Below are 13,640 nucleotides of genomic sequence, written 5' to 3' on the forward strand. Positions count from 1 at the left end.
GCTCCGTTTCGATGAAGCTATTATTAAAAAAATCCTTTGATAGCTCTAATCGTTTAATGCTATGGTTTTGATAGATGATTTCTATCTACTAGGGTGGGGAAACAACCAATTATGAATATTCGAGATTTTGAGTATTTAGTCGCGCTCGCTGAGCACAAACATTTTCGTAAAGCTGCTGAGGCGTGTTTCGTCAGTCAACCTACGTTGAGTGGTCAGATCCGCAAACTAGAAGATGAATTAGGAACGGCCCTACTGGAAAGAAGCAGCCGCAGGGTACTGTTTACCGACGCGGGGTTGCAGTTGGTGGATCAGGCAAAACGAATTCTCGCAGAGGTGAAAACCTTTAGAGATATGGCCAGTGGTCAAGCTGGTGAGATGGTCGGGCCAATGCATATCGGTTTTATTCCGACAGTAGGACCTTATCTGCTCCCTAAAATCGTCCCTATGCTAAAAGAGCGTTTTCCGGATTTAGAACTGTTTCTGCATGAGGCTCAAACGCATCAATTGGTGCGCCAGTTAGAGGATGGCAAACTTGATTGCCTTGTTCTGGCGGCGGTGACAGAAACGGCGCCTTTCAAGGAGATTGAGATCTACAATGAGCCACTGAGTGTCGCTGTTCCTTATGGCCATGAATGGGCTAATCTTGATGAGCTCGATATGTTGGAACTCAATGGCAAAACTGTACTGGCATTAGGCGATGGCCATTGTCTTCGTGATCAGGCCTTGGGCTTTTGTTTTGCTGCAGGCGCGAAAGATGATGAGCGCTTTAAAGCAACCAGCTTGGAGACTCTGCGAAACATGGTTGCCGCAGGTGCGGGAATTACACTCTTGCCTGAGCTGTCATTGCCAAAAGAGAAGCAGAAAGATGGCGTTTGCTACGTTAAGGCGATCAATCCTGTGCCTTCACGTAGTATCGTCTTGGCTTACCGCCCAGGATCTCCCTTAAGAGCTCGTTTCGAGCAGCTTGCTGAAGCCATCTCGCATCAGTTAGCGCAATCGCAAGAGTAGAATATTGAGATAAAAAAAGAGGTTGATGTCTGCACATCAACCTCTTTTTTATTGGTTAGAACAACTCTTCACCACCATCTTCTGAGGTATAGATGCTGTTTGAGATCTCATTGGTGACAAACTCTGTTGGTTCTGTTCCTTCAAGGAAATATTCGAACATGGAGCTTGAATCAAACTTATTGGTAAGTAGACCTGAGTCTCTGTCGATGCGAACACGGACAATGTTTTCAGGGATGACTTTCGCTTGTTCAGGTACCCCAACTAAAGCGGTGTGCATAAAGTCTACCCACGCTGGTTGAGCGGTTTTGGCTCCGGCTTCTGCACCTGAAATCTGATTTTTGTCCAAGTTGCTGTTTGGCTTGGTTGTCCCTAGATTACGATTGTGGTCATCAAACCCAACCCAAGCGATTGCAACCATACCTGGGCCATAGCCGTTGTACCAAGCATCCTTAGAGTCGTTTGTGGTACCGGTTTTACCACCTATATCACGACGTTCTAACGATTGAGCTCGCCAGCCAGTGCCGTTCCAGCCAGTACCGTCACGCCAGTTACCGCCACCCCAAATATTGCTGTACATCATTTCGCGCATTAAGAATGCAGTCTGCTCAGAAATAACTTGAGGTGCATACTGAGGTTGCTGTTGTTCAGTTACGTCTTGCTCAGCAAATTGGCCGCTAATGCTTTCCGCTGACTCACAGCCCTGACGGCAGATGGTTTTAGGGGCGGCTTCGAATTCTAGGTCTCCGAATGGTCCTTCTACGCGACTAATATAGAAAGGTTCCACATAGTAACCACCGTTGGCGAAAACAGAATAGCCTTGCGCCATTTTGATTGGCGTTAAGCTGCCAGCGCCGAGTGCAATTGTTTCCGAGCGTGGTAACTGATCAAGTTCAAAACCAAAGCGCGTTAGGTACTCACGGGTCTCATCAAGGCCGACTTCACGCAGTACGCGCACTGCCATGACGTTTTTCGATTGAGCTAAACCAATACGTAGACGAGTAGGACCAATGTAGGTTGGTGGTGAGTTCTTAGGACGCCACGCTGTTCCCTGACTTTGATCCCATTGGTTAATCGGTGCGTCATTGACCAGCGATGCTAGGGTCATTCCTTTATCGATCGCGGCAGAGTAGATAAATGGTTTAATACTTGAACCTACCTGACGTACCGATTGTGTCGCACGGTTAAATTTGTTGTGGACAAAGTTGAAGCCACCCACGAGGGAAAGTACCGCGCCATTTTCAGGATTCATAGCAACGAAAGCCGTGTTGGCATTTGGAACCTGACTTAGGTGCCATGCAAATGTTGCTTCATCGTTATCTGAGTTGATTTTGACTTGGCGTACCCAGATTTGTTCACCAGCTTTGAGCACATCTTTTGCGTTTGATGGTGACTGACCTTGGCGATCATCCGTTAGGAACTTACGTGCCCATTTGATGTTATCCCAAGTTAAGGTTTGAATGCCTTGCCCTTTTACTGAGATGGTTGCTTGCTTGTTTTCCACCTTAGTCACAACAGCAGGGATGAGTTCACCGTAGCTTGGTACATCGTTGAGAGTTTTATCTATTTGGGCTTGTTCAAACGCTGTTTGGTCTTCTTTCCACAATACTTTCTCAGCACCACGGTAACCGTGACGCTCATCGTAAGCGAGTAGGTTGTTAATCGCAGAGTCGTTTGCTGCTGCTTGCAGTTTTGAATCGACCGTGGTGTAGATCTTCATACCAGAGGTGTATGCCTCTTCTTCACCGTAGCGTGCAACCATCCAAGCACGAGCAAGTTCAGCCACATAAGGTGCGCTTAGTTCAATTTCAGCGCCATGGTATTGAGAAATGATTGGTTCTTCACGAGCTTGGTCGTACTCATCTTGTGTGATGTATTTTTCATCGAGCATACGAAGTAAAACAACATTGCGTCGATGAGTGGCACGTTCTAATGAGTAAATTGGGTTCATTGTCGACGGAGCTTTAGGCATGCCCGCTAAAATGGCAATCTCACTTAGGCTTAAATCTTTAAGCTCTTTGCCAAAATAGGTTTGTGCAGCAGCACCAAAGCCATATGAACGGTAGCCCAAGAAAATCTTGTTGACGTACAGCTCCATGATCTCTTCTTTGCTTAGAAGCTGTTCAATATGGATAGCAATGAATATCTCTTTGATTTTACGCATTATCTTCTTCTCGTTGGAGAGGAAGAAGTTACGCGCTAGCTGCTGCGTAATGGTACTCGCACCTTGTTTCGCTGAGCCTGACAGTGCCACCACAACCGCCGCTCGAGTAATACCAATCGGGTCAATACCTGGGTGGTCATAGAAACGGCTATCTTCGGTTGCGATAAGCGCTTCAATAAGATGTTGGGGAATGTCGTCATAGGCGACAGGTATGCGACGTTTTTCGCCGAACTGAGAGATCAGTTTGCCATCTTGACTAAATACCTGCATCGGAGTTTGCAGTTTAACGTCTTTTAGGGTGGCTACATCTGGTAGCTCGGGTTTGACATATAAATAGAAACCGAAAATAGTTCCGATTCCAAGAAATATGCAAATCAGTGTGAAAATAAACAATCGCTTTATGAACTTCACCGGAGATTCCCTGAATAATTGGGTTCACTATATGCAAACCCTTGTATTTTAAGCTAACAGTTAGCTCAATCATTTATGTGCTTATTGAACCCTTCACTTACGCATAAGAGCTTAGCAACTATAAGGCACTAGCAGCATGGGTAAATCAGTAGTTTCAGGTATTGATATCGGCCACCACAGTATAAAAGTGGTCGTACTTAAACCATACAAGGGCAGATACGCACTGGTAGGTTACCAAGAGTTACCGATTGAAGCTGGTATTTTCTCTGATAACCACATGTTAAATTATCAGAAAATTGTAAAGAAACTCAAAGAACTAAGGAAGACTTTACCAAGAATTAGTCGCAAAGTAGCGCTTACTCTCGCTGATAATTCAGTAATAAGTAAAGTATTACAGATAGATAGTGCCATTAGTCGGCATGAAATAGAATTTGCTCTTCTCGATGCTTTTTCGTCTCAGTCCCCCTTTCCTGTAGAGGAGCTGTGCTTAGATTTCGTGGAGTTGGAGGAGCAAAACAACGAACAAGTCCGATTGTTTCAAGTTTTCGCGACCAAAAAGGGTGTCGTGAATAATCGAATTGAAGTGTTGCGAGCCGCAGGAATGTCCCCGCTGCTGATAGACCTTCGTTTACACAGCCTCGCCCGAGTTTGGCAACTGGCGGCAAGTCAGTTAGGTCGCGATGACTGGATGCTCATCAATATCGAACGGCATCTATCGACAGTGTGTATTGATTTTCCTCTCCATGCTCCTTATTGCAAGGATATTCATGTCGGCAATGAAGATGAGCATAAGCCAACCTTATCACCGTGCGAGTTCAAGGCATTCGCGGAAGGATTTGTCGATAAGCTAAAGCGACAAATTCAACTCATTGCATCCATCTACAATGTCAACATTCAGGGAATTTGGTTATGCGGAGAGGCAGGGCTGCTGTCAAAACTCTCTAAATGGCTACACATTTACCTAAAGCTAGAATGTCAGGTACTGAATCCCTTTGAACTATTAGAGTGTTCGTCTTGTCGCGTGCAAAAGAGTGAGGTAATGGGAGGGGCATTTGCGATCGCCACCGGAGCGGCGTTGCGAGGAGTTAGCTGGTTGGAGTCGAAGGGTGCTGTATAACGTTAATTTACTTCCTTGGAGAGAGTGGCGCAGGTACGAACAAAAGCAGCGCTTGAAGTGGTTAGTTAACTCAGGTGTTATGGTGGCCCTCGCTATTCAAGGTTTGGCGGGTATCTATATTGATCACCAAATTGATATCAAGCTATTTCACTTGGCATTATTGAACTCAGAGTTAGCACAGACAAAACAGCAACAAGGAGAGTTGGACAATGTGAGGCGAGAGCTGAATAACGTACGTGGGTATCATGAAGAATTAGCAGAGCTCAAGCAACGAACCTACACCGTCGTTCAGTTTATTGAATCACTTCCCGCCTATATCCCGTTAAGTGTTTATCTGGTTAGCCTTCAGATGGTGGGGAATAAGGTTGAAATGGTGGCGATCAGCAGAGAGATCGCCAATATCAGAGCACTACTAGACTCACTCGATAATTGCCAATGGTGCCAACAGGTCCGAATTCATTCGATAACCAATGACAGTTACTTTTCTGGTCTCCTTTACCATAAAGCGGAGCTCTCATTTTCGCTAGAGCTTACTCATCGCAGTAAGGGACTCCCAAATGGCTAAGCTAGCGTTCAACATTGAACAATGGTCACAATGGCCATTGCGTTACCAACTACTCATCACTTTACTCTTTTTCGTGTTTATACAATGCATTGGTTATCAATGGTATCTATCCCCAAAACTAGCCCAAGCCGTCGCCACTGAAAAACAGCAAAAACAACTGCAATTGCTGATTGATGAGAGTTTGTTGAAACTGGCTGAATTGACAGATATTAAAGCGAACTATCGTCTGGCACTGGAACAAAAGAGGCAGATCTCAGAACCCTTCTTATCTCAACCTGATATCACGGATGTGGTGGTTGAAATGAACCAGCTTGGTGTAGAGCGGAACCTGACATTCACTCGTATCGAAGTGCAAGAGCAAGACACGGATCGATTATTCAATCGCCAGCTTATCAATATAGAGCTGAGTGGGCGCTATTTTGATATCGGAGCATTTGTCCGCGATCTCGCTCAATTCCCTCAAGTGATCGTCGTTGAAGAGGTTTATTGGCAAAGTAGCGGAGAGGCAAATTCGCCATTGAATCTCCGACTGCGTGTCTATCTTTATCAGTTGTTGATTGGAGAGAATAATGAAGACTAAGGTTCTCTCTGCCTTAATGGTTGGCTTGATGGCCAAAGGATGCCTAGCCAAGCAAGAACTCGTGGCATCTGAGATGGAGCATCTCACAGAGGTGTCGGAACCTGTTTTATTGACTAGGAATGCACAAGGTCTTAGTGCTAAACGGGCAGTTCGAGATCCGTTTGAGCTGCCAGCCATCGAGATTCAGACTCAAAATAATAGCGTTGAGAACCACTTATCAACGTGCCAGCCCACGATCAATTGTCCGCTCAACAACTGGTTACTCAAAGGGACCATCATTGGTGCTAAAGCAGCCTCTGCCTTTCTCCAAACACCTCAAGGAGAGATAAAACGTGCGACGACAGAGCAATCTCTCGATTCGGGAACAATGGTTGTTGAGCAGATAACGGTTGACTCAGTCGTGATGCGCGAAGTGTTTTCTGAACCAGAAAGTCGGTCAGTTCGACATTCTCTCAAACTGCGTTGAGTAAACAAAAGGTATTTATGAGTAAGTCTTGGCCGAGGAAAATGAGTAACAACATCCACTCTCTATCTCTGTGGTTGCTTGTCACGATGCTATGTATATGGACAAGTGATACCACTGCTGATGCGCTGGAGTCTACAGGTAGCGACGAATACCGCGACCAGCAAAGGAATGGGGTAGAGGTGGACGGAGACGAACTGTCGATTAACTTCCAAGATATTCCAGTGAGAACCGTATTGCAGTTATTAGCGGAACACAGCGATTTTAACATTGTGGTGTCTGATTCGGTGAGTGGGAATCTGACTTTACGACTCACTAAGGTCTCTTGGCAGCAGGTGTTTAATACCATTCTCAAGTCAAAACGACTGGGGAAGTGGGTCGAAGATGGGGTGATCATCGTTGCGCCATTATCTGAAGCTCAGGAGCGGAAAAAACAGAGTCTAAATAGCACTCGATCGGAGAGCGAACGACAACAGGCGGTCTCGGAGGTTATTTGGGTCAAGTATGCTAAGGCTGCCGACTTGTTGCTGATGCTAAGTAACAATGAAAGTGGCAGTAACCCGTATCTATCAGAGAGAGGCACCCTTAGTGTTGATGAGCGAACTAACGCTCTACTTATTCATGATTTAGCACCTAATGTGATAGGCGTTAGAAACATCGTACGTTCGCTGGATATTCCCCTCAAGCAGGTGCAGATAGAGGCTCGTATTGTCACAGTGGATGAGGGGCAATTGGAAGAGTTGGGTGTCCGATGGGGATTAGATCGCACAAACCGAAAAACGGTGATAGGTGGTAGTGTTGAGGAAAATACACTTGAAGAATTTACCCTCGACCAAATGCTGAATGTCAACCTTGGTTCTACTTCAGTTAATGCCGCCAATATCGCTTTTCAGCTTGCTACGTTAGGCTCGGATGTATTACTCGATCTCGAGTTGTCAGCAATGCAATCAGAAGCGAAGGCGGAGGTCATATCAAGGCCTAGACTCATGACCACCAATAAACAGGCGGCCTACATAGAGCAAGGAACAGAAATTCCCTATTTTGAAACATCGGATAAAGGTGTGGTTAGTGTTGAGTTCAAAAAGGCGGTACTGAGCTTAGAGGTCACACCGCAGATTTTGTCTGAAGATAAGCTGATACTCGATTTGAACGTGACTCAAGACCGACCAGGTAATGTGGTCAAAGCGGGGAAAAACGAAGCGCTGGCGATCAATACTCAGAGACTTGAGACGCAAGTTTTGGTCAACGATGGTCAAACCGTCGTTCTGGGAGGGATCTATCAATACAGTGTGACTGATTCTATAGATAAGGTTCCTATGCTGGGTGATATTCCCATTCTGGGAACGCTGTTTCGTCGTACTTACCAAAATATCGCCAAGAGCGAGTTGCTGATTTTCGTCACTCCAACCATAGTCACTGAGTCAGATTTCTCTGAGGTGCGAAAATAAATTTGCATTAATGGCACCTTATCTAGATAATTTCGGGTCTTATCACGAATTATCTGTGAGGAATCGGTGCCACGAGCTTTTCCATCGCTAGTACTATACTGGCTTTTCTTGTGGCGATGTCATTGAATTAACGTTGTAAATTACTGCTAAACATGGCTGAGAAACGCAATATTTTCCTTGTTGGCCCTATGGGTGCCGGCAAAAGCACAATTGGTAGACATCTAGCTCAACAGCTTCATATGGAGTTTGTTGACTCAGATACTGTCATCGAAGAACGCACAGGCGCAGATATCGCTTGGGTATTTGACGTAGAAGGTGAAGAAGGCTTCCGCGTTCGCGAGGAAAAAGTGATTAATGACCTCACTGAAGAGCAAGGTATCGTACTTGCAACAGGTGGTGGTTCAATCAAGAGCAAAGAAAACCGCAATCGCCTTTCTGCTCGCGGTATTGTTGTTTACCTAGAGACAACAATTGAGAAGCAACTTGCGCGTACTAACCGCGACAAGAAGCGCCCATTATTACAAACTGATAGTCCACGTGAAGTGTTGGAATCCCTAGCGGGTGAACGTAACCCTCTTTACGAAGAAATTGCGGACTACACAGTACGTACAGACGATCAAAGTGCAAAAGTGGTAGCCAACCAGATCGTAAAAATGCTAGAAGAAAGTTAAGACTTTTAGCAACTGGAGAATACCCATGGAACGGATTACGGTCAGCTTAGGTGAACGTAGCTATCCAATCTCAATTGGCGCCGGATTATTTAATGATCCGGCCCACCTTTCTTTCTTATCCGCAAAACAAAAAGTTGTCGTCATCACCAATGTGACGGTTGCTCCTCTATACGCGGATAAAATCCTCTCTCTTTTAGAACAGCTTGGCTGTCAAGCCTCTGTGTTAGAGCTACCAGATGGAGAGCAATACAAATCACTTGATACCTTTAACACTGTCATGAGTTACTTGCTTGAAGGCAACTATGCCCGTGATGTCGTGGTTATTGCGTTAGGCGGTGGGGTAATTGGTGATTTGGTCGGTTTTTCTGCGGCTTGTTATCAGCGTGGTGTCGACTTTATTCAGATCCCAACAACGCTACTCTCTCAGGTTGATTCCTCTGTGGGAGGAAAAACAGCAGTAAACCATAAGCTGGGCAAGAACATGATTGGGGCTTTTTACCAGCCTAAAGCGGTCGTGATTGATACTGATTGTTTGAAAACATTGCCGAGTCGTGAGTTTGCAGCGGGGATGGCTGAAGTAATCAAGTATGGCATCATCTACGACCCTGAATTTTTTGTTTGGCTAGAAGAGAACCTCGACAGATTATATCAACTGGATGAGCAAGCACTGACTTACGCTATTGCACGTTGCTGTGAAATCAAAGCGGAAGTGGTTGCACAGGATGAGAAAGAGTCGGGAATTCGCGCATTGCTGAACCTAGGTCATACATTTGGTCATGCGATTGAAGCCGAGTTAGGTTATGGTAATTGGCTACACGGAGAAGCCGTTTCGTCAGGTACCGTGATGGCTGCAAAAACTGCACAGCTTCAAGGGCTTATCACTGAGCAGCAAGTTGAACGAATTATTTCTATACTGAAGAGAGCACAACTACCAGTCCATACACCTGAGCAAATGTCATTTGCTGATTTTATCAAGCACATGATGCGCGATAAGAAAGTATTGTCTGGTGAACTTCGACTGGTTTTGCCTACCAGTATAGGAACAGCCGAAGTAGTAAAAGGTGTTCCTGAGTCGGTACTTGAGCAAGCGATCGACTTCGCACGCACCGTATAATTCTTCTAGTCTGTAATACCAAGCTGGCATCAATGATGTTGGTTTGGTACTACTCATATTGTCATTAGGATAACGCAAATGAGCTTGGCGCATGATCCACGTGTGTTGGAATTAGACTCTCAGACAGAACTGCTGGAACGATTGCAGCTGTTAACTAATTTTGGCTCAAACTTGGTGACATTAGGAGGAGCTCCGGGAGCTGGAAAAACTTGGCTAGCGCAATGCTATCTCGAAGCGTGGGCTCAAGACAAAAACCAGTCTCTACTCATGTGTCATGCCAACCAAGGTGATGACCAGCGTCGTTCGACAATCTTAACTCAGCTCGTTTCCGAGCCGCTATTTAACCCATCTGACTCTCTTGTAGAATCTTTTACGCGCTTAATGGAAGGTGAAAGCTGTGATGTGGTTATCGCAGTGGATGATGCTCATCTGCTGAGTGAGTCTTTTGTGTCTGAGCTTTGGATGTTAGTGCTTGAAGCGCAAACCAACCCGAGCTGGACGGTTAATGTGCTGTTGTTTGCAGAGTCTAACAGTATGGATGCGCTCCTGACTCGTTTAAGTTATGGTCAGGAACACAAACCAATTGATCTTGAAATTGAACCACTTAGCCAGCAGGAAGCGGATCGTTTTTTTGAACATTTGGTGATTCGATTTGTCGAAGATGACATGGAAAAACGGGTACGCAACGCGTATCGGACGGTCGCTCGCCGCCCTGGCGAGATCATGGCGTTAGGGGATTATAAAGTGGAAAAAAGGATTATTATCCGCTCGATAGTGGGTTCTCCGGTGAATATTGCATTACTGGTTATTACTCTGCTGGTGTTAATCGGTGGCGGGTACTGGTGGATGATGATGCAACCATCTGCAGACGACAAAGCACAGCAAATTACCCAGTCGATGGAGCAGACGGTAATTCCTACTCTCTCTGAAAGCGAAGCCGGAACAGAAGCTAGCGCAGTGATCATTGAACCAGAGCCCGTTATAGATCAGACCTTGGTGAATGCGGTTGATGACTCTATGGCTTTGCCACCCGATGTCACCGAGCAGGTAACAAGTGTCGGTACTGCTGATGATGCACAACAGCGGGTAGTAATCACCTCAGACGTTGTTGATGCGTTGATGGAAGGTAAACCTGAACAAGTGGATACCAGCGTGATCGATGAGGTGGTTGAACAATCTATGGTCGAAGAGCCGACTCCGGTTGAAGAAGCGGTATCGCCTCAAGAGCAGACGCCATCAGCAACAGAAACGGTCATTAAGTTCTCCTTTACTAAAGATGAACTTAAGAGTTTTTCTTCACGCAGCTATACTTTACAGCTTGCCGCAGTTAGCTCGCTTCAAGAAGTTCAGAAATTTATCGATCAGCATCAACTTGCTAACCAAGTCTTTATTTATCCAACGGAACGCAATGGTGTTGAATGGTACATTATCACCTATCAAAACTACCCAACGATTCAGGTTGCGCGTGATGCAGTGGCTGGATTATCGAGTGAGTTGCAAAAACTGGATCCGTGGGCAAAGTCGTTGAATCAAGTTCAACGCGAGATAGATCGTGGCAGCCAAGAGAACTAGATTGTTTTTCACCGCAAAATAGCCTGAGATTAATTACAAAATATGTTACATTCCGCAGCCTTAATTTGTGGTTGATAGATAGAGCACTAGATGAAGAAGCAGCGAGCCTTCCTGAAATGGGCAGGGGGTAAATACGGACTTGTCGAAGATATCCAGCGTCACTTGCCTGAAGCTCGTAAACTGGTAGAGCCGTTCGTAGGTGCTGGTTCTGTTTTCCTCAATACGGACTACGAGCAATACCTGCTGGCAGATATTAATCCGGATCTGATCAATCTGTACAACCTTCTTAAAGTAAATCCACAAGAGTACATCTCGGAAGCGAAGCGTTGGTTCTGTGCTGAGAATAATCGTAAAGAAGCTTATCTCGATATTCGTCAGCAGTTTAATGCCACTGACGATGTCATGTATCGCTCCTTAGCATTTCTTTATATGAACCGTTTTGGTTTTAATGGCTTATGTCGTTACAACAAGAAGGGTGGGTTTAATGTCCCTTTCGGTTCGTATAAGAAGCCGTACTTCCCTGAAGCTGAGCTAGAGTTCTTTGCGGAAAAATCAAAGAAGGCGACTTTCGTATGTGAAGGCTACCATGAGACCTTCAAGCGTGCGCGAAAGGGCAGTGTGGTTTATTGTGATCCTCCTTATGCACCGTTATCTAACACAGCGAACTTTACCTCATACGCAGGCAATGGGTTTAGCTTAGATGATCAGGCCGCTTTGGCTGATGTTGCCGAGCGAGCTGCAGTAGAACGTGGAATCCCAGTTCTTATCTCTAACCACGATACAACACTCACTCGCCGCTTATATCATGGCGCAGAGCTTAATGTGGTTAAGGTGAAGCGTACTATAAGCCGCAATGGTGCTGGGCGAAATAAAGTCGATGAACTGCTAGCGCTATTTAAGCCAACAGACAGTGAATAATCACATTTCATCAAGCTTTCCTATCTTCTGACCTTTAGCTTAGGTAGAATTGCGCGCAAAATGCTCTGTAATTCAGAGAATCTGTTTTGAATGCAATGATGCCAATTACTACTAGAGGTCAGGTATGAAAGATTTCCTTATCGCTCCATCGATTTTGTCTGCAGACTTTGCTCGCTTGGGTGAAGACGTTGAAAAAGTGCTCGCAGCAGGTGCTGACGTGGTTCACTTCGACGTAATGGATAACCACTACGTACCAAACCTGACTTTTGGCGCACCTATCTGTAAAGCATTACGTGATTACGGTATTACCGCACCGATTGATGTTCACCTCATGGTTAAGCCAGTTGATAGCATCGTTCCAGATTTCGCCAAAGCTGGCGCATCTATGATCACATTCCATATCGAAGCATCAGAGCACGTTGATCGTACGTTGCAACTGATTAAAGAGCACGGCTGTAAAGCGGGTGTTGTACTCAACCCTGCGACCCCTCTGTCACACCTTGAGTACATCATGGACAAAGTGGATATGATTCTACTGATGTCTGTGAACCCAGGCTTTGGTGGTCAGTCTTTCATTCCAAATACCCTTGATAAGTTACGTGCAGTGCGCAAGATGATTGACGAATCGGGTCGCGATATCCGTTTGGAAATCGATGGTGGCGTAAAAGTAGATAACATCAAAGAGATCGCGGAAGCTGGCGCGGATATGTTCGTAGCAGGTTCTGCAATCTTTAACGAGCCTGATTACAAACAAGTGATCGACCAAATGCGCGCAGAACTGGCTCAGGTGAAGTAATTCGATGAATAAGCGTATTAAACTGATTGCCTTCGATTTGGATGGTACTTTGCTTGATAGTGTGCCTGATCTCGCGGTAGCGGCTGATCAAGCCGTTCAAGCATTGGGCTTTCCCGCAGTCACTGAAGAGCAAGTTCGAGACTATGTGGGTAACGGTGCTGATATTCTGATCGGTCGTTCACTTAGCCGTAGTTTGACCGTGTCACCGGATCTTGACCCAGAATTGCATGCGAAGGCTCGTGTGTTATTTGATGATTATTACCAACAAGGCGGGCACAAGTTAAGTCATTTATACCCTGCGGTAAAAGAGACTTTGGCTGAACTGCACCGCGCTGGCTTTACGATGGCGTTGGTGACCAACAAACCTTCCAAGTTTGTTCCTGAAGTGTTGGCTCAGCATAACATTGGTCAATATTTTGTTGATGTGATTGGTGGTGATACTTTCCCTGAAAGAAAGCCTAACCCTATCGCACTTAACTGGCTGCTTGAGAAGCACAACTGCCAGCCTCAAGAAATGTTGATGGTTGGCGATTCGAGCAATGACATCAAAGCGGCGAAGAATGCAGGTTGTTACTCATTTGGTCTTACTTATGGCTACAACCACGGTGAGCCAATCTCAGACTCTGAGCCAGATTACGTCGCGGACACCATCGCAGATTTAGTCGATGCTGTAACGGTTTGCGCGTAAGCGCAATAAAATATCTTCCAAAATACTCGTTAATGAGTACACTGAGTAAACCGTGTCACTAGGTGATTGATAACCTGAATCGACACGGTTTTTTCATATATTTAGATTAAGAAGTCAAAGGAATCATT

The 13,640-nt window shown here is 45.5% G+C and carries 13 protein-coding genes; 12 read left to right on the forward strand and 1 reads right to left on the reverse strand.

Going from position 1 to position 13,640, the window contains the following annotated elements; genetic code table 11:
• Positions 1–111 precede the first annotated feature (111 nt).
• A complete protein-coding gene (gene oxyR / locus ACQEXP_RS17695) occupies positions 112–1,008 on the forward strand; it encodes a DNA-binding transcriptional regulator OxyR (protein WP_426971116.1) in 897 nt (298 codons plus the stop codon).
• A gap of 55 nt (positions 1,009–1,063) precedes the next feature.
• Here the strand turns inward: oxyR and ACQEXP_RS17700 are convergent, their stop codons facing one another.
• Positions 1,064–3,580, reverse strand: a complete 2,517-nt coding sequence (locus ACQEXP_RS17700; RefSeq protein WP_426971117.1) for a penicillin-binding protein 1A — start codon at positions 3,578–3,580, stop codon at positions 1,064–1,066.
• 136 nt (positions 3,581–3,716) lie between these two features.
• On the opposite strand from ACQEXP_RS17700, the gene pilM reads away from it, so the two are divergent.
• The 11 genes from pilM (at position 3,717) to ACQEXP_RS17755 (ending at position 13,512) form a co-directional block, all read left to right on the forward strand.
• Positions 3,717–4,697, forward strand: a complete 981-nt coding sequence (pilM, locus tag ACQEXP_RS17705; protein ID WP_426971118.1) for a type IV pilus assembly protein PilM — start codon at positions 3,717–3,719, stop codon at positions 4,695–4,697.
• Positions 4,687–5,262 carry a PilN domain-containing protein gene (locus ACQEXP_RS17710; RefSeq protein WP_426971119.1) on the forward strand — a complete coding sequence of 192 codons (576 nt, stop codon included), beginning with the start codon at positions 4,687–4,689 and terminating at the stop codon, positions 5,260–5,262. The genes pilM and ACQEXP_RS17710 overlap by 11 nt, the downstream gene beginning before the upstream one ends.
• Positions 5,255–5,842, forward strand: a complete 588-nt coding sequence (locus tag ACQEXP_RS17715; RefSeq protein WP_426971120.1) for a type 4a pilus biogenesis protein PilO — start codon at positions 5,255–5,257, stop codon at positions 5,840–5,842. The genes ACQEXP_RS17710 and ACQEXP_RS17715 overlap by 8 nt, the downstream gene beginning before the upstream one ends.
• Positions 5,832–6,308, forward strand: coding sequence for a hypothetical protein (locus ACQEXP_RS17720; RefSeq protein WP_426971121.1), 477 nt, complete (start codon positions 5,832–5,834; stop codon positions 6,306–6,308). The genes ACQEXP_RS17715 and ACQEXP_RS17720 overlap by 11 nt, the downstream gene beginning before the upstream one ends.
• Positions 6,309–6,349: 41 nt before the next feature.
• Positions 6,350–7,753 carry a type IV pilus secretin PilQ gene (locus tag ACQEXP_RS17725; RefSeq protein ID WP_426971122.1) on the forward strand — a complete coding sequence of 468 codons (1,404 nt, stop codon included), beginning with the start codon at positions 6,350–6,352 and terminating at the stop codon, positions 7,751–7,753.
• A gap of 152 nt (positions 7,754–7,905) precedes the next feature.
• Positions 7,906–8,424: a shikimate kinase AroK gene (gene aroK / locus ACQEXP_RS17730; RefSeq protein WP_138971063.1), complete on the forward strand. Its 519-nt coding sequence runs from the start codon at positions 7,906–7,908 to the stop codon at positions 8,422–8,424.
• 25 nt (positions 8,425–8,449) lie between these two features.
• The gene (aroB, locus tag ACQEXP_RS17735) at positions 8,450–9,538 is read left to right on the forward strand and encodes a 3-dehydroquinate synthase (protein ID WP_269378354.1); all 1,089 of its coding nucleotides are present in this window, start codon (positions 8,450–8,452) and stop codon (positions 9,536–9,538) included.
• Between the two features lie 78 nt (positions 9,539–9,616).
• Entirely contained in the window at positions 9,617–11,110 is a 1,494-nt protein-coding gene (locus ACQEXP_RS17740; protein WP_269378353.1) for an SPOR domain-containing protein, read from the forward strand.
• Between the two features lie 90 nt (positions 11,111–11,200).
• Entirely contained in the window at positions 11,201–12,028 is an 828-nt protein-coding gene (locus ACQEXP_RS17745) for a Dam family site-specific DNA-(adenine-N6)-methyltransferase (RefSeq protein WP_269378352.1), read from the forward strand.
• 124 nt (positions 12,029–12,152) lie between these two features.
• Positions 12,153–12,824 (forward strand): ribulose-phosphate 3-epimerase, encoded by a 672-nt coding sequence (gene rpe / locus ACQEXP_RS17750; protein ID WP_138971059.1) that lies wholly within the window; start codon positions 12,153–12,155, stop codon positions 12,822–12,824.
• A gap of 4 nt (positions 12,825–12,828) precedes the next feature.
• The gene (locus tag ACQEXP_RS17755; protein ID WP_426971123.1) at positions 12,829–13,512 is read left to right on the forward strand and encodes a phosphoglycolate phosphatase; all 684 of its coding nucleotides are present in this window, start codon (positions 12,829–12,831) and stop codon (positions 13,510–13,512) included.
• Positions 13,513–13,640 lie beyond the last annotated feature (128 nt).

It is taken from the genome of Vibrio sp. TRT 1302 (assembly GCF_050113875.1).
Taxonomy (GTDB): domain Bacteria; phylum Pseudomonadota; class Gammaproteobacteria; order Enterobacterales; family Vibrionaceae; genus Vibrio.